The following is a 15873-nucleotide window of genomic DNA, read 5'->3' on the forward strand; positions in this document are numbered from 1 at the left end:
CGGGCTGACCCGGCACGGAATGCCGGCGACCGCACGTGGTCTCCGCCGAGCCGGGGCCCGGCCGCGGAGGTTCAGATCTTCGCCAGTTCGACGACCGCGGGGTCCGGTTCCTGGCCGGGCGGTTCGACCGCGGGGTCCGGTTCCTGGCCGGGCGGTTCGACGGCCGGGTCCGTCGGCCTCCGCATTCCTGCCCACTCCCGGCTCATTCCCGGAACCACGATGGCGACCAGGTAGAGCCCGCCGACGATCCACAGCGCCGGGGTCAGGCCGGCCGCCGTGACCAGCCCCGCGCCGATCAGGCCGCCGAAGGGGATGCCGGCCCAGGTGACCGCCTGGGCCAGGGTCTTCACCCGCCCGAGCAGCGCGGTCGGGATCAGTTCGTAGGTCACCGCCCCGATGATCGGGTTGACGAATCCGGAGCCGAGGCCGCCGACGGCGAGCACGCCCAGCACCGCCCACAGCGGCACGCCCGCCGCCATCGCGACGAAGCGCGGCACCCCGCCGACGACGAACCCGATCAGGTAGACCTGGCGGCGGGGCAGCCGCTCGGCCACTGCGGCGGCCACCAGCGCGGCCACGATGGAGGTCGCGGCGAAGACGCTGACCACCAGTCCGATCACGGCCGGCCCGTTGCCGGACTCCTTGGCCCACACCGGGAGCAGCACGGACATGAAGGCCTGGTCCAGCAGGTTGGTCGCGGCGAGCATCCCGATCATGGCGCGCAGCAGTCCCGCGCCGCGCAGGAAGTCGGCGCCCTCGCGCAGTCTGGTGAGGTAGCCCGCCGTCTGGTCGACCGGCTGCTCGTGGGGCTCGGGGACCGGGTTGGTCAGGGTCGTCGAGACGATCAGGGCCGAGAGGCCGAACAGGGCGGCCGTGACCCACAGCGCGTACACGCTGCCGAAGGAGGCGACGACCACGCCGGCGAGGGCCGGACCGGCCGTGGTGGCGGTGCGCTCGACCGCCCCGGAAAGCCCGGTTCCGCGTTCGAACGACACCCTGGCGGCGCGGGTGGCCGCCGGCAGGAAGAGTCCCTTGGCACCGTTGGCCGGTCCGTCCGCGACGCCGACGACGGCCATCAGCGCCAGCAGTACCCCGAAGGAGAGGGATCCGCTGAGATAGAGCAGCGGCGCTGCCGCCATCGCGGTCATCGACACCAGGTCGCCGATGACGCTGATCCGCTTCGGGCCGATCCGGTCGATGATCGGACCGGACAGGGCCTGCGCGATGACATAGGGTCCGACCTGGCAGAACGCCACCAGACCGGTCTTGCCGATGCTGCCGGTGGTGGTCAGCACGAACCAGGGCAGGGCGATCGCCAGCACGCGGTTGGCGGACAGCGCCGAGGCATTGGCCGAGAGCATCCCGACCAGGCCGCGCAGTGATCGTTTTCCGGGAGGAGCAGCGCTCCCCGTGGTCGTGGTCGAGTCCTTGGTCATCGTTCTGCTTCCGTTCCGGTCGTGGGCGGGAGCGCGGCCTTCACCAGCGCGTCAGTTCGGGGAAGAATCCGGGGATCTCGGTGGCCCGGCCCTGCTCCAGCGCGGCCCGGTAGACGTGGCAGCCCACGGCCAGGTCGAGCACCCCCAGGCCGAACGGGGAGAAGATGGTCGGGCGGTCGGGGGTGAGCACCACGTCGCCGCGCAGGACGTCCGCGAGGGTGCCGTCGATGAACTCCCGGTGTCCGTACTCGATCTCGGTGAGGTGGGGCGAGGTCTGGGCGGTCAGGCAGTGGTCCAGGTCGTCGAGGACGTTGTGGCAGTTGATCATCACGGTCGGGTGCACGTCCCGCAGCGACAGGTTGAGGATGAGCTGGTCCGGCCGCAGGGTCTGCTCGTCGCACAGCCAGGGGGCGGGGGCGGTCGTGGCCAGGACGACGATGTCCGCCGTCGCCATCGCCGCGTCGATGTCGGCCACCGGCTGCGCCGGCCAGCCGTGGGTGTCCCCGAGGTAGCGGGAGAAGGTCTCCGCGTAGGCGTCGACATGGTCGTGGACCAGGCAGTCCTTGACGTCCAGGCCGCGGGCCGCGAGGAAGTTCGACACGGTCCGCCCGATCACCCCGGCGCCGACGAACAGGACGGTGCGGGGCCCGCCGCCGGGGGCGAGCGTCTCCACGGCCAGCGCCGCCGACGCCGCGGTGCGGGCCGCGCTGATCTGGGAGGCCTCCAAGCAGGCGAAGGGATAGCCGGTCCCGGCGTCGTTGAGGATGAGGACGGCGGACGCGCGGGGCAGGTTGCGTTCCACGTTGGGCGGGTAGCTGGCGATCCACTTCAGTCCGGACACCGGGTGCTCGCCGCCGAGGTGGGCGGGGAGCGCGATGATCCGGCAGTCGGGCCGGTCCGGGAACCGCAGGAAGTAGCTGTTGGGGTTCACCGTCTCCCCGGCGCTGTGCCGCAGGTAGGTGTCGCGGACGAGCTCCAGGATCGTCGACGGGGAGGCTGCGAGCACCTCCTGTGTGATCGTTCCGTCGATCACGTGGAAGGACGACATCGGGGCTGCCTTTCGCTGGGTAGAGGGACGAGGGACGATCAGGACGCGCACGTTCAGGGGACCGCGGACGCCAGTGCGGGCGCCGTCGCGGTGGCCGGCGCGGAGTGCCGCAGCGCGCCGAACCGCTCGTTGACCCAGTCGTCGCTGTAGACCGTTCCGAGATAGCGCTCCCCCAGGTCGGGGGAGATCGCCGCGACCCTGCTGCCGCTGGGTACGACCCCGCGGTAGTGCCGGATGGCCGCCAGCACCGAACCGGTGGAGCCGCCGACCAGGAACCCGTGGTCGCGGGCCAGCCGCCGACACTCCCGGATAGCGTCCTCCTCGGCCACGAAGACGACCTCGTCGGCGAGTTCCGGGCGGCACAGCTCCGGGCGGCGGCTGGCCCCCAGGCCGGGGATGCAGCGGTGACCGGGCTGTGCTCCGAAGGTCACCGACCCCAGGGCGTCGACCGCGACGATCCGCGTCCCGGGCGAGTACTCCCGGAGGTACTGGGCGCAGCCGACGAAGGTCCCCGTCGTCCCGGTGCCCACGAACAGGTAGTCGATCTGCTGCAGTTCCTTGAGCAGGTTGCGTGCCGTCTGCTCGTAGTGGGCGCGGGGGTTGGCCGGGTTGGCGTACTGGTTGAGCCACACCATCGCCGGGTCGACGGCGGTGCGCTGCTGGATGTAGGAGATCCGCGACTGCAGGTAGCCGCCATTGGCGTCGACGGCGTCGACCACGACGACCTCGGCGCCGAGGGCGCGCATGTGGCCGGTGCTGCTGGTCGAGGTGTTGGGGTCCACCACGCAGGTGAAGGAGTAGCCCTTGGCGGCGCAGATCGAGCTCAGGGCGATGCCGAGGTTCCCCGAGGAGGACTCGATGATCCGGGCCCCGGGCGACAGCCGGCCGTGGATCTCGGCGTCCTCGACCAGGCTCAGGGCGGTCTTCAGCTTCACCGACCCGGCCGGGTTCAGCCCTTCGACCTTGAGGAACACCTCCGCGTCCCTGACCAGGTGGGGCAGCCGGAAGAAGATGTCGTCGGTGACGATGTCGTACGCGTTGTCATAGATCATGATGGTGCCTCCGTGTGCCACAGGTCCTCGGCACCGATCTCGCCCGGTGCGTACTTCCCCAGCGAGCTGATGAGCAGGCGCAGCTCCAGTGCGAGCGCGCGGAGCAGCCGTTCGAGCCCCTCCTCGGGGTCCTCGTCGACGGCGACCAGCGCCGCCCGGCCCAGGCCCACCGCGGACGCCCCCAGCGCCAGCGCCTTCACCGCGCGCGGTCCGTTCCACATCCGGCCGCTGGCGAGCAGCGTGCCCCCGGTGGTGTCCACCCGCCGTAGGCACTCGGCCAGCGGGAGGCCCACATGGTCGAGGAACGAGGTGGGGGCCCAGCCCGTCCCGCCCTCCGCGCCGTCGACGGTGACCGCGTCCGCGCCGGCCCTCCAGGCGACGTCCGCCGCCGGCCCGACGTCTCGGCCGGGGAAGAGCTTGACCCAGCAGCGGGCGCGCGGGTAGTTGTTGCGCATCAGATGGATCTGCTGGCGGAATATCTCCTCGGTGAAGGTCCCCGGGCAGGAGGCCCGGAGCACGGTGCTCCCGGCCCCCAGCCGCTCGATGGCGTACTGGTCGTCCAGGCCGGGGACCGCGTCCTCGCTGATCATGGTGAGGCCGCCGAGGCCGGGCTTGGCCCCCTGCCCGACCTTCATCTCGAACACCAGTCGGCCGGTGGCGAGCAGGCCGCTGACTGCCGGGTCGCTGTAGACCTGGTTCCATACTTCGGAGTTGGCGTCCTCGGTGCTCTGCTGGACGCACAGGCCGCCGCGGCCGTCGGGCAGTTCCTCCAGGTAGGCGTGGATCCGCTCCAGCAGTCCCTTGCGGTGGTCGTCGCTGCTGCTGCGGAAGCCGTTCATCGGCGCGACGTTCTCACCGATGACCATGGGCAGGCCGATCCGGCCCGCCTGGCGGCTGAGGGCCAGGCTGCCACCGGCCACCCGGGTGGACCCCAGTGCCGAGACGTAGACCGGCAGCGGCGAGTGGAGGCCGCCGAAGTCCGACTCCAGGCGGACGTCGGAGTACAGGGGTTCGCGCCCGAGCTCGATCAGTTTGGCGAGCCGGCTCGGCATGAACACCGGGGGGACCAGCCGGAGCGCGTCGATCGCGTCCTCGGGCCGTTCCGGCCCGCTGCCGTAGACGGCGGTGCCGTACTCGTCCAGTGGGGGGAAGACCGCGGCCGCACCGTCGCGAGCGCGGCGGCGGACGGCGTCCTCGGGGAATCCTGGTGCGTCGAGGTACGTCACGGCGACACGACCCCCGCGAGCTTCGGGAAGGCCGTCGCCTGCCACACCGAGTCCAGGCCGGCCACCCAGCGGGTGAGGCGCTCCACGCCGATCCCGAAGCCGGCGCTGTCGGGGATGCCGTTGCGCACGACGTCGAGGTACCAGGCGTACTTCGACGGGTTCTCGCCGGTCTCCCGCATCCGGGTGATGATCTTGACGTACTCGAACTCCCGCTCGCTGCCGCTGCAGAGTTCGCCACAGCCCTCCGGGGCGATGAGGTCGAAGTTCAGCAGCGTCCCCGGCTCTGCCGGGTTCTCCTTGTCGTAGAACCCACGGGAGCCCTTGGGGTAGCCGACGATGAAGAACGGCGCCGACGCCTGCCGGGAGATGATCTCCTCGGCCTCCCACTCGATCTCGGTGCCGGCCGCCTGCGGGTAACCTCCGTCGCGCAGTTGCCCGACCACCTGGCTGTGGCCGACCCGGGCGAAGGGCTTGTCGACGAAGGCCCGCAGCACAGCCGGGTCGCGCTCCAGGACCGCGAGGTCGTCGGTGTTCTCGGCCAGCACCTTGGTGACCGCGTGCCGGATCAGACCCTCGACCAGGCCCATCGCGTCGTCCCGGGAGGCACGGGCGATCTCGACGTCGATCTGCCGGAACTCGGTGAGGTGGCGTCTGGTGGAACTGGTCTCGATCGGCTCCAGCCGGACGTTCGGGGCGACCAGGAAGAGCCGGTCGAACGCCAGGAGCGACGCCTGCTTGTAGAGGATGGCACTGGTCATCAGCTTGTAGCGGTGCCCGTAGTAGTCGATGTCGGCCTGCTTGGCGCCGCGCGATCCCGGGTCGGTCACCGGTCCGATGACGGGGTGCCCCATCTCGACGGCATCCCCGGCCCGCAGGTACTCACGGGCGCCGGCGAGCAGCGTCTGCTGGATCCGCAGCGTCGCCCGGGTGCGCGGGTCGGCGAGGTGCGTCCTCGGGGTGGGGAGGACGACGGAGTCGGGGTTCAGCGGGCGGTCTACCTGAATGGTCATGTCGGGTCCTAGCTGAGTGCGAGGTGGCGGGGACGGCCGGCGGTCGCGGCGTCGTCGTGGCGGTTCGGGTCGTCGTAGCGGTTCCTGACGTAGCTCAGGGCGTGCAGCAGGCCGGAGGAGGTGAGTGGGAGCGATCCGCGGGCGGGCGCCAGGTGGCCGATCGGCAGCGAACCGGTCCTGGTCCACTCCAGGCGCCCGTCGCCGGCGATGACGCTCCGGGTCCGGGCCGCGTTGTCGGGGTGAAGGCAGTACGGGACGTCCAGGTAGCCCTGGGCGAACGCCTGCACCAGCGCCTTGCCGATGTCGGCGTTCAGGTTCATGACGGCGTCGATGATCGCGCGGGCCTCCGCCCCGACTCCCGTGTCCGCGGCCGGCGGCAGGCGCCGGCCCGCGGCCCTCCCCGCGGCGGCGGCGACCTCCAGCGCGGTCACGTTCTCCGCGATCGAGGGGATCCGCACGGCCTCGGCCGCGGTCTTGACGATCAGTCGGGTGGAGCCGGTCCTGACCGCCAGCCGGGCCGCGTCGGCGACCAGTTCCAGTGCCCCGGACTCCGAGCCCGGGTACAGGCCCATGTAGGCGTAGACGACCACGTGCCAGGACGCGGTCGGCAGCAGGTCCGCCGCGATCTCGTGCAGGGCGAGCAGGGCCTCCTCGTCCTGGTCGGGGCTGGTCTGCTGGGCGTAGCTCAGCGAGATGCTGCGGATCCCGTTCTGCCGGAAGAAGAGGCCTTCCAGCACGGTGAGGGCGATCAGCAGGGAGGGCGGGCAGAGCTGCCCCAGCATGCAGCCGCCGAAGCTCTCCAGATGGGGTTCGACGCCCCGGTCCCGCAACGAGGCGAGCTTGCGGCAGGCCTCCTTCCACGCCTGCACCGACTGCTGGATCGGCGTGCGGCTGTAGGGCAGGCAGTAGGAGATCGGACCGCCCTCGGTGGCGTCGATCCCGGCGTCGACGAGGGCGTCGAGGATGCGGGCCGGCAGTGGCGAGCCGTGGCGGACCTGGACCGGGAAGTCCGGCCCTGACACGCCGTCCAGCATGGCCTTCGTCGTGCCGGTGGAGTGGTTGACGATCGGGTAGCCGTTGAGGGTCCGGCCCTCGCGCAGGGCGCGGCCGGCGGCGGCGAAGTCGCCGACCCTGGTGAAGCTGTCCAGCGTCAGGGTGCCGACGGTGGTGGCGTTCGCACCCTTGGTGGCGAGCAGTCCGGCGCGCATCCGGGCGGTATCGCCGAATCCCATCCGTGGTTGGACGACGAGTTCGCCGGTGCGGCGGGCCGACTCGAGGAAGTCGTGGAACCCGCCGCCGGGGCCGGCGGGTTCAGGCGTGCGCATCGGCGTAGGCCCTCCACCGGGCGCCGACCGCTACCGCCCGGGGCAGGCCGTCCAGCAGCGACAGCAGGTCGGGCACCGCGCCCGCGCCGACGAGCACCGCGTCGAACCCGGCGGCCAGCAGCGGTCCGAAGTCCGCAGCGGACTGCGACCCCGACGTGTCGATCTTGCCGCCGATGACCAGCGGGACGCCCTTCAGCTCCTTCCTGGCGCGGACGGACCCGGCGATGTCCAGGCCCTCGTGGAGACCGTGCCCGTTGACCGTGCTGACCACGACCAGGTCGGGCAGCTGCCGCACGGACTCGGCGACGAGGGTCTCCACCGGCACACAGGCGCCGAGGTTGGTGACGGCGCAGCCGTGCTCCTCCAGCAGAAGTTGCAGGAACAGCAGGTTCCAGGTGTGCGAATCGGACGGAATCGTACTGAGCACGACGCGCCGGGGGCGTTCGCTGCTCGGGGACCACTGACGCGGTGCCACAGCGGACCTACCTCCTTCGTTGACAGGCTCCGGTGTCCACGGATGTCCATCGGAGTCCGCCGGCGGAAACCGGCGACGGATCCCATCGTGTCCAGCGAAACCACCCTCCGGAACTGGGTAGTTGTGACCACCGGCCGACCCGGCACTTCCGACCACTGGGGCGGTTCCCCGGGGCGCTCTAGCGTCGCTGTCGCGGATGCAGTCGAAAGAACACACACGACGATGTTGGGAGTGCCTGGTGACCGATCACCGGTTGGCATACTGGAAGCAGACGCTGGCGTGCCTGGAGCCTCTGGAGTTGCCCACTGACCGCCGGCGGTCCGGGTCGCCCCTCCCCGGCGGTGCGATCGCCTTCGACATCCCCTCCGACACCGCCGGCCGGCTGGCGGAGATCGCGGCCGACCGGGGTGCGGACCTGTCCGTCCCCCTGCTCGCCGCGTTCCAACTGCTGCTGGCGAGATACAGCCGTCAGCAGGACGTCGCGGTCCGCCTGCGCGCGGGGTCCGACCTGGTCGTCAGGACGGACCTCGCCGACGACCCGGCCTTCACCGAACTCCTGGACCGGGTCGTCGCGTTCGTCGCCGAGGCCGGTTCGCAGGAACTGCCGTTCGAGCAACTCGCCGAGGAGCTCCAGGGCACCTGCGAACTGCGCCGCTACCCGCTGGTCGAGCTGCGCCGGGCAGGTGACGACAACGGCAGCGACCCGGGACGATCCGACCTGGCGCTGTGTGTCACCCGGGCCGCCGACGGCAGTCTGCGCGGCTCGCTGCGCCACCGCGCCGAACTGTTCGGCCGGGAGGGGGCCGAACGCCTGGTCGGCCATCTGCGAACGCTGCTCGCCGCCGCCGCGGCCGACCCCCTCGCCCGCCTGTCCGAGCTGGACATGCTCACTGCGGCTGAGCGGCGGCAGATCCTGGTCGAGTGGAACGACACCGGCGTCGACTTCCCCCGTGCCAAGACCGTGCACCGGCTCGTCGAGGAACGTGCCGCGCAGCAGCCGGAGACCGTGGCGATCTCCTCCGAGACCGGCGACCTCAGCTACCGTGCTCTCGACCAGCGCGCCGACCTCCTCGCCCACCACCTGCGCGGTCGGGGCATCGGCCGGGACAGCCTGGTCGCCGTCTGCCTCGACCGCAGTCCGGACATGATCTGTGCCCTGCTCGGCATCCTCAAGGCCGGCGCCGCGTACGTCCCGCTGGACCCCGGCTACCCGGCCGACCGGCTCGCCTACATGCTGGCGGACAGCGCCGCCCCCCTGGTCATCACCGACGCGGGGCTCGCCCGACTGCTCCCGCGGTCCACCCCGCAGCTGCTGATCGACAGCGGCTGGCCCGCCTCCGCGGCGGACCCGGCCGGGCAACCCGCCACCTACCCGGCACCGGCCGCGACGGCCACCGATCTCGCCTACGTCATCTACACCAGCGGTTCCACCGGCCGGCCCAAGGGCGTGCAGGTGCAGCACCAGGGCCTGGTCAACCTCATGCACTGGACCACGGAGAGTTTCGGCCCGGCTCCGGCCGACCGGGTCGCGCTGCTCGCCGGGGTCGGCTTCGACGCCGCCGTCTGGGAGCTCTGGGCGCCCCTCGCCGCCGGGGCCACCTGCTGCATCGCCCCCGAGGCCGTCAGGACGGACCCGCCGCTGCTCCAGCAGTGGCTCCAGGACCAGGCGGTCCGGGGCACGTTCGTCCCCACCCCGGTGCTCGAAGCCCTGGTCGCCCTGCCCTGGAGCACGGAGAGCTGCCTCGAGTACCTGCACACCGGCGGCGATCTGCTGCACCTGCCCGAGGAGGGCGCCCTGCCGTTCCAGGTCGTCAACAACTACGGGCCCACCGAGTGCACGGTGCTGGCCACCTCGACCGGGAGGACCGCCTGCGGGGGGTCCGTGCCGCCGATCGGCAGGCCGATCGCCAACTGCACCGCCTACGTGGTCGACCGGCACAACCGCGCCGTCCCCGTCGGCGTGCCCGGAGAGCTGCTCATCGGCGGCGTCGGCCTCGCCCGAGGCTACCTCAACCGGCCGGAACTGACGGAGGCGCGGTTCGTGCCGCATCCGTTCTCCGCCGCGCCGGGGGCCCGTGTGTACCGGACCGGCGACCTGGTCAGTTGGCGCTCCGACGGGCAACTGGAGTTCCTCGGCCGCATCGACGACCAGGTCAAGCTGCGCGGCCACCGGATCGAGCTCGGCGAGATCGAAGCCGTGCTGCAGACACATGTCGGCGTCGCCGCCGCCGTCGTCACCGTCCGCGAGGACACCCCCGGCGACAAGCACCTCGCGGCCTACCTGGTACCGGCCGGCGCGGCCGGCCCGACACCGGCGGACCTGCGCGCCCACCTGAGGCGGGACCTCCCCGGCTACATGGTCCCGGCCTCGTTCACCGCCATCGACCGTCTCCCGCTGACCCCCAACGGGAAGATCGACCGCAAGGCCCTGCCCTCGCCCGGGGAGCGGCGGTCCGGCCTCGACACCGCGTACACCGCACCCCGTACCCCGGTCGAGTCCGCCGTCACCGCCGTCTGGGCCGAGGTGCTGGGCATCGTCACCGTCGGCGTGCACGACGACTTCTTCGAACTGGGCGGTCACTCCCTCCTCGCCACCCGGGTCGTCTCACGGCTCCGCCAGGACATCGGCGTCGACCTTCCGATCCGCGCCCTGTTCGACGCCCCCACTCCGGCCCGCCTCGCCGCCCTGCTCGACGACGTCACCACCGCGACTCCCCACCGGGAGCCCTCCAGTGACGGAACGGGCGCGGCGGGCTCCCCCGGCCTTCTTCCGACCGCACGCGACGGGGGCCCGCTCCCGCTGTCCTTCGCCCAGCAGCGGCTGTGGTTCCTCGACCAGCTCACCCCGGGCAGCGCCGAGTACGTCATCCCCTTCGGACTCCGCGTGCGCGGCCCGCTCGACACCGGCGCGCTGGAGACCGCCCTGAGCGGGCTGGTGGCCCGGCACGAGATCCTGCGGACCCGGTTCGTCGCCGACGAGGACGGGCACCCGGCCCAGGTCGTGGATGCCCCCTGGCCGGTGACGGCAAGCGTCCACGACCTGCGGGACGCCGGTGACGCCGGCGCACGCGAGTCCGCGGCGCGGCGGCTGCTGGAGGCCGAGGCCGTGCGCCCGTTCGACCTGGCCACGGGTCCACTGCTCCGCGCGGTTCTCGCCCAGGTCGCCGACGAGGACCGGTTCCTCCTGGTCAGCGTGCACCACATCGTGGCCGACGGCTGGTCGGAGGGTATCCTGGCCCGGGAACTGCGCGAGCACTACGCGGCCGCGCTGGAGCAGCGTGAGGTCCGTCTGCCGGCCCTGCCGGCGCAGTACACCGACTTCTCCGCCTGGCAGCGGCAGTGGCTCAGCGGCGACCTGCTCGACCGTCAGCTGGACCACTGGCGCAACCGGCTCACCGGGCTGGAGCCCCTGGAGCTGCCCACCGACCGCCGCCGACCGGCGGTCCGGAGCGGCTCCGGCGAGGTGCTCCGGTTCACCGTCCCGAGGAGCTCGCCGTCCGGCTGCGGAGGATCGGCAGCGGTCGTGGCGCGAGTCTGTTCATGACGTTGCTGTCGGTGTTCCAGTTGCTGTTGTCGAAGTACAGCGGGCAGGAGGACGTCGCGGTGGGTACGCCGATCGCGGGTCGGAACCGGGCCGAGATCGAGGACATGATCGGGTTCTTCGTCAACACGCTGGTCATGCGCACGGACCTGTCCGGCGACCCGACGTTCCTCGAACTCCTGGACCGTGCCAGGGACACCGCGCTCGGTGCCTACGACCACCAGGACCTGCCCTTCGAGCGGCTGGTGGAGGAACTCGCCCCCGAACGCGACCTCTCCCGCAACCCCCTCGTCCAGACCATGCTCGTCCTCCAGAACACCCCGGCACCGACACCTGGGCCCTGCCAGGGCTGACCGTGGAACCGGTCGCGGTCACCGCTCAGGACGCCAAGTTCGACCTCACGCTGTTCCTGACCGAGGAGCGGGACGGCTCCCTCGGCGGAACCCTGGTCTATGCCACCGATCTGTTCGACGAGCCCACCGCGGCCCGCCTGGCCGGACACTTCCAGACCCTGCTGGCAGCCGTCGCCACCACCCCCCAGAGCCGGCTGTCCGAGCAGGAGTGGCTCACAGGGGACGAGCGGCAGCAGATCCTGGTCGACTGGAACGACACGGCCACGGAGTACCCGGACACCGACCGCGACACCGCCACGGTGCACCGGCTGGTCGAACAGCGGGTGGCCGCCGACCCCGACACCGTCGCCGTCCGCGGTACGACCGGGTCGCTGACGTACCGGGAGTTGAACGAGCGGGCGAACCAGGTGGCGCACCATCTGCGGGAGCGGGGTGCGGGTGTCGGCTCGCTGGTGGCGGTGTGCCTGGACCGCGGTCCCGAACTGGTCTGCGTGCTGCTGGGGATCCTCAAGAGCGGTGCGGCCTACGTCCCGCTTGACCCCGACTACCCCACCGAGCGGCTGCGCCACATGGTCCAGGACAGCGCCGCCGCCCTGGTCGTCACCCACACCGACCACGCCCACCGGCTCCCCGCCACCACCCCCCGCCTGCTGCTCGACCAGGACTGGGACACCGCCGTAGCCCCCCAGCCACGCACCGACCCCCCGCCCACCTCCCGACCCACCGACCTCGCCTACACCATCTACACCTCCGGCTCCACCGGCCGGCCCAAAGGCGTCCAGATCGAACACCGTAGCCTGGCCAACCTCGTGCACTGGACCAGCACCACCTTCGCCATGGCGCCCGGCGACCGGGTGGCCCTGCTCGCCGGGGTCGGCTTCGACGCCGCCGCCTGGGAGCTGTGGCCCGCACTGGCCTCGGGCGCGACCTGCTGCCTCACCACCGACGCCGTCCGGACCACGCCCGACCTGCTGCAGCAGTGGCTCCAGGAACAGGGGATCCGCGGCACGTTCGTTCCCACGCCCATGCTCGAAGCCCTCGCCGCCCTCCCCTGGGACGGCGCGGACCGCGCCGGCGGCCTCGACTACGTCCTCACCGGCGGCGACCAGCTCCGCCTCCCCGCCGACTCCCCCCTGCCGTTCCGCGTCGTCAACAACTACGGCCCCACCGAGGCGACCGTCCTGGTGACGTCGACCGAGGTGACCCCGGGCGACCCGGTGCCGCCGATCGGCCGACCGGTGGCCAACTGCGCGGTGCACGTCGTCGACCGGTACGACCGGCCGGTCCCGATCGGCATTCCCGGCGAGCTCCTCATCAGCGGCGCCGGACTGGCCCGCGACTACCTCAACCAGCCGGAACTGACGGCGGAGAAGTTCACCGCCCACCGGGTCAACGGCGTCACCAGGCGCGTCTACCGTACCGGCGACCTGGTCAGGTGGCGTACGGACGGGCAGTTGGAGTTCCTGGGCCGCCTCGACAACCAGGTCAAACTGCGCGGCTACCGGATCGAACTCGGCGAGATCGAGGCCACCCTGCTCGACCACCCCCAGGTCACCGCCGCGGTCGTCACCGTCCGCGAGGACACCCCCGGCGACAAACGCCTCGCCGCCTACCTCGTCCCCACCACCGGCACCGCCCCGACCGCGGGGGAACTGCGCAGCCACCTCCAGCGCAGCCTCCCCGACCACATGGTCCCCACCACCTTCACCCTGCTTCCCGCCCTCCCGCTGACCCCCAACGGCAAGACCGACCGCAAAGCCCTGCCCGCCCCCGACACCACCCGCCCCGACCTCGACACCACCTACACCGCACCCCGCAACCGGGTCGAGCGGGCACTCACCGCGATCTGGTCCGACCTGCTCGGCGTCGAGACCGTCGGCATCCACGACAACTTCTTCACCCTCGGCGGACACTCCCTGCTCGCCACCCAGGTCACCAGCCGGATCCGGAAGACCCTCGGGATCGACCTGCCCGTCCGGACCCTCTTCAGCTCACCGACGCCCGCCCAGCTCGCCACCGCCCTGTCCGAGGTCATGATGGCCTCCCTCTCGGCCCAGTTCGGCCGGACGACGGAGAGCAGGACATCGTGAAGGGACCGGCGCCCGACGTTCAGATCATGTCCTCCGCCCGGATGCTGCCCTCGGCGATCGCCATCGCCCGAGCTGGAACCGGCTGTGGGCGCCGAAGCGGTCAGTGAGCTTGTCGGACAGCCGCCGTACCGTGCGCAACGAGACATCCATCTGCCGGGCCGCGGACGCATCGGTGAGACCCTGGGCCCAGAGCCGGAGGATGTGCTTCTCCTGGAGTGAGAGGAGGCCGCGGGTACGCGGGCGGGCCTCGGTGAGCGGGAGCGCCTCCCGCCACAGCTTGGCGAACAACGCCGCGAAGGCACTGATGATCGACTCGGCCGTGCACACCAGACCGCCCATGACGGCGCGGCCGTTGGCGACCGGCACCACGACGTACTGGCGGTCGATGAGGATCATCCATACCGGCAGGGACGGCAGCATCCGGACGCCGCCGACCGACTCCATCTTCCACCGCAGGTACGGCATGGCGGAGTTGTCGTTCCTGGCGCTCTCCAGCAGGATCGAACGCGACCGGGCCCCACGCCGGAGGACCGTCTCGTCGACAGGCCGGCTGGCCTCGATGACCGACTCCGTCAGCCGCTCCGTCGGGCCCAGGGACAGCGTCTCCTCCTGGCAGCCGTCCGCCAGGTCGGCGACCCGCTGCCAGACGGCCGCCTCGCCGGAGAGCCACTCCACACCCGGTACCTGTCCCTGCGGGCGGCGGCCGTGCGTGGCAAGTGCCTGGGCGACCTCCAACCGGCTCTCCTCGACCTGGAGCTGGTGCTGGGCCAGGTCCGCCTGCTGCCGGGCCAGGAGTGAGGCGAAGCCGACCTCGGGTTCCACCGGCAGCCATCCGGTGGAACCGTCGCCCGGCACGAGCAGCGACAGGCGGGAGAGCCGCTCGAGTGCGCGGCCGATCACCATGTCGCTCTCGTCCAGTTGCTCGGCCAGTTTCGGAATCTCCGCGTGGGGCTGGGCGACCATCGCCAGATACACGCTTTCGGCGACGGAATCGATCCCCAGGGTGGTCAGCATTTTCGCGCTCCTATGAGTTTTGCCCTATCGGCTCGCCTACTGAAAGGAAGTCAACGGCACGGCCCGTATCCGCGCATGCGTGCCGGGCACCCATGTTCCTCGAACCGTTCCAGACGCACCGGCGGGCGTATCCCCCACCACCGCCCCGCGCCTCCGGGCGCAGCCGTACCTACCGGCAGGGGCGGGTCTCGCGCAAATATGGGTGAGTCGTACGCATGCCCCCGTCCGCCGCCGTTGCCAAGCTGGATCCATCAGCAAGCGGGCAGCACCCACGGAGGAGCGGACATGGCGATCAACACTCGGACTCGGGTTCAGGCAGTCGTGACGGCAACGGTTCTGGGCTTCGCCGCCCTCACCGGAGTGGCCGCGGCGACGGCCGGCGCCACGGCGCACGGAGCGCTCCCGCAGCTCAGCATCGTCAGGGCGGACGGCGGCGCCACCGTCCCCGCTTCCTCCCCCACCCCCAACGACGGCGGAACCGGCAATGGCTGAGCGCCACCCGGCACGCGGCGAGATGGCATGGGAGCGGGTCGGACTCCCAGCAGCCGATGTCGACCTTCCCGTCGCGGTCGGCGGCTCCACGGAGCCCCACCGACTCCTGGAGGCCCACCGCCACGGTGCCTTCCCCTTCCCGCGGCGGCACGCGGCCCAGGCCGCCGCCGACCGGCCCCGCTACGAGCGGCACGTCGCCAACGGGCGGATCACAGCCTTTCCGGTCCTCGACGGATCGGACGCCTATGCGCTCACCTGGTGGAGCCCGGCAGAGCGGCCCACGGTACGGGTCGGATCCGCGCGCCTCGCCGGCGACCTGCGCCGCAGCCGCTCGGACAGCTCTCATTGGATCGCCACCCGCAACCACGCGTTCACCGACGTCGTGGACGCCTGCCGGATCCAGGCGCACTGCGCCTGGATGACGGACGCCTTCCACGCGTCTCTCATCGCCCTGCACGACGCCGGCTGGGCACACAGCGTCGAGGTCTGGCACGAGGACCGCCTGATCGCCGGCCTCTTCGGCATCGGCATGGGCCAGGTCTTCAGCGTCGACTCCGCCTTCGAACGCCGACCACGGGCGAGCCGGGTGGCCTTCGCGGAGCTCAGCCGCCGGCTTCACGGCCGGGCGGACCTGATCGACCTTCAGGTACCCCACGACTACGCGGAAGCGCTCGGAGCCCGCCCGATCGGCCGCGGGGACTACCTCGACGCCCTGCTGTCGGTGGACCTGCCGCTGGAGCTCCACGCGGGAGTGCTGTCCGTCCGCCCGCTGTGCGAGCATGATCCGGTGTGATCGGGGTAGTCTGCCCGC

At 71.7% G+C, this 15873-nt stretch carries 11 protein-coding genes and 1 pseudogene; 4 read left to right on the forward strand and 8 right to left on the reverse strand.

Translation table 11 applies throughout. The features are described from left to right. Window positions 1–71: 71 nt before the first annotated feature. From ACXKR8_RS03270 to ACXKR8_RS03300, 7 genes are read right to left on the reverse strand one after another with little or no spacing between them, the layout of a single operon-like run. Window positions 72–1436 carry an MFS transporter gene (locus ACXKR8_RS03270; RefSeq protein WP_458271377.1) on the reverse strand — a complete coding sequence of 455 codons (1365 nt, stop codon included), beginning with the start codon at window positions 1434–1436 and terminating at the stop codon, window positions 72–74. A gap of 40 nt (window positions 1437–1476) precedes the next feature. Further along, window positions 1477–2484 (reverse strand): 2,3-diaminopropionate biosynthesis protein SbnB, encoded by a 1008-nt coding sequence (sbnB, locus tag ACXKR8_RS03275; protein ID WP_458271378.1) that lies wholly within the window; start codon window positions 2482–2484, stop codon window positions 1477–1479. 53 nt (window positions 2485–2537) lie between these two features. After that, the gene (sbnA, locus tag ACXKR8_RS03280; RefSeq protein ID WP_458271379.1) at window positions 2538–3536 is read right to left on the reverse strand and encodes a 2,3-diaminopropionate biosynthesis protein SbnA; all 999 of its coding nucleotides are present in this window, start codon (window positions 3534–3536) and stop codon (window positions 2538–2540) included. Further along, complete coding sequence (locus ACXKR8_RS03285; RefSeq protein ID WP_458271380.1) at window positions 3533–4762, reverse strand: glutamate synthase-related protein; 1230 nt, start codon at window positions 4760–4762, stop codon at window positions 3533–3535. Before ACXKR8_RS03285 ends, sbnA begins: the two co-directional genes overlap by 4 nt. Continuing rightward, complete coding sequence (locus ACXKR8_RS03290) at window positions 4759–5772, reverse strand: asparagine synthetase A (protein ID WP_458271381.1); 1014 nt, start codon at window positions 5770–5772, stop codon at window positions 4759–4761. Before ACXKR8_RS03290 ends, ACXKR8_RS03285 begins: the two co-directional genes overlap by 4 nt. 8 nt (window positions 5773–5780) lie before the next feature. Next, window positions 5781–7097: a methylaspartate mutase gene (locus ACXKR8_RS03295; RefSeq protein WP_458271382.1), complete on the reverse strand. Its 1317-nt coding sequence runs from the start codon at window positions 7095–7097 to the stop codon at window positions 5781–5783. Then, entirely contained in the window at window positions 7084–7572 is a 489-nt protein-coding gene (locus ACXKR8_RS03300) for a cobalamin B12-binding domain-containing protein (protein WP_458271383.1), read from the reverse strand. The genes ACXKR8_RS03295 and ACXKR8_RS03300 overlap by 14 nt, the downstream gene beginning before the upstream one ends. Window positions 7573–7768: 196 nt before the next feature. Between ACXKR8_RS03300 and ACXKR8_RS03305 the strand changes: the two are divergent. Both ACXKR8_RS03305 and ACXKR8_RS03310 read left to right on the forward strand, forming a co-directional pair. After that, window positions 7769–11466 (forward strand): annotated as a pseudogene (locus ACXKR8_RS03305) (amino acid adenylation domain-containing protein). A 2-nt stretch (window positions 11467–11468) separates the two neighbouring features. Further along, window positions 11469–13556, forward strand: coding sequence for a non-ribosomal peptide synthetase (locus tag ACXKR8_RS03310; RefSeq protein WP_462100294.1), 2088 nt, complete (start codon window positions 11469–11471; stop codon window positions 13554–13556). 24 nt (window positions 13557–13580) lie between these two features. Here the strand turns inward: ACXKR8_RS03310 and ACXKR8_RS03315 are convergent, their stop codons facing one another. After that, window positions 13581–14570 (reverse strand): LuxR C-terminal-related transcriptional regulator, encoded by a 990-nt coding sequence (locus ACXKR8_RS03315; RefSeq protein ID WP_462100295.1) that lies wholly within the window; start codon window positions 14568–14570, stop codon window positions 13581–13583. Window positions 14571–14855: 285 nt separating this feature from the next. Here ACXKR8_RS03315 and ACXKR8_RS03320 point away from each other — a divergent pair, with 285 nt between their 5' ends. Both ACXKR8_RS03320 and ACXKR8_RS03325 read left to right on the forward strand, forming a co-directional pair. Beyond that, window positions 14856–15062 (forward strand): hypothetical protein, encoded by a 207-nt coding sequence (locus tag ACXKR8_RS03320; protein WP_458271386.1) that lies wholly within the window; start codon window positions 14856–14858, stop codon window positions 15060–15062. Further along, on the forward strand, window positions 15055–15855 hold the full coding sequence (locus ACXKR8_RS03325) for a leucyl/phenylalanyl-tRNA--protein transferase (RefSeq protein ID WP_458271387.1): 801 nt from the start codon (window positions 15055–15057) through the stop codon (window positions 15853–15855). The genes ACXKR8_RS03320 and ACXKR8_RS03325 overlap by 8 nt, the downstream gene beginning before the upstream one ends. The last annotated feature ends 18 nt before the right edge of the window (window positions 15856–15873 follow it).

This window comes from Streptacidiphilus sp. PAMC 29251 (genome assembly GCF_054208735.2).

Excerpts from the sequence above, each read along its gene's own strand:
- ACXKR8_RS03270 (WP_458271377.1), bottom strand. The coding sequence starts at position 1,436 with ATGACCAAGGACTCGACCACGACCACGGGGAGCGCTGCTCCTCCCGGA.
- sbnB (WP_458271378.1), bottom strand. The coding sequence starts at position 2,484 with ATGTCGTCCTTCCACGTGATCGACGGAACGATCACACAGGAGGTGCTC.
- sbnA (WP_458271379.1), bottom strand. The coding sequence starts at position 3,536 with ATGATCTATGACAACGCGTACGACATCGTCACCGACGACATCTTCTTC.
- ACXKR8_RS03290 (WP_458271381.1), bottom strand. The coding sequence starts at position 5,772 with ATGACCATTCAGGTAGACCGCCCGCTGAACCCCGACTCCGTCGTCCTC.
- ACXKR8_RS03295 (WP_458271382.1), bottom strand. The coding sequence starts at position 7,097 with ATGCGCACGCCTGAACCCGCCGGCCCCGGCGGCGGGTTCCACGACTTC.
- ACXKR8_RS03315 (WP_462100295.1), bottom strand. The coding sequence starts at position 14,570 with ATGCTGACCACCCTGGGGATCGATTCCGTCGCCGAAAGCGTGTATCTG.
- ACXKR8_RS03320 (WP_458271386.1), top strand. The coding sequence starts at position 14,856 with ATGGCGATCAACACTCGGACTCGGGTTCAGGCAGTCGTGACGGCAACG.
- ACXKR8_RS03325 (WP_458271387.1), top strand. The coding sequence starts at position 15,055 with ATGGCTGAGCGCCACCCGGCACGCGGCGAGATGGCATGGGAGCGGGTC.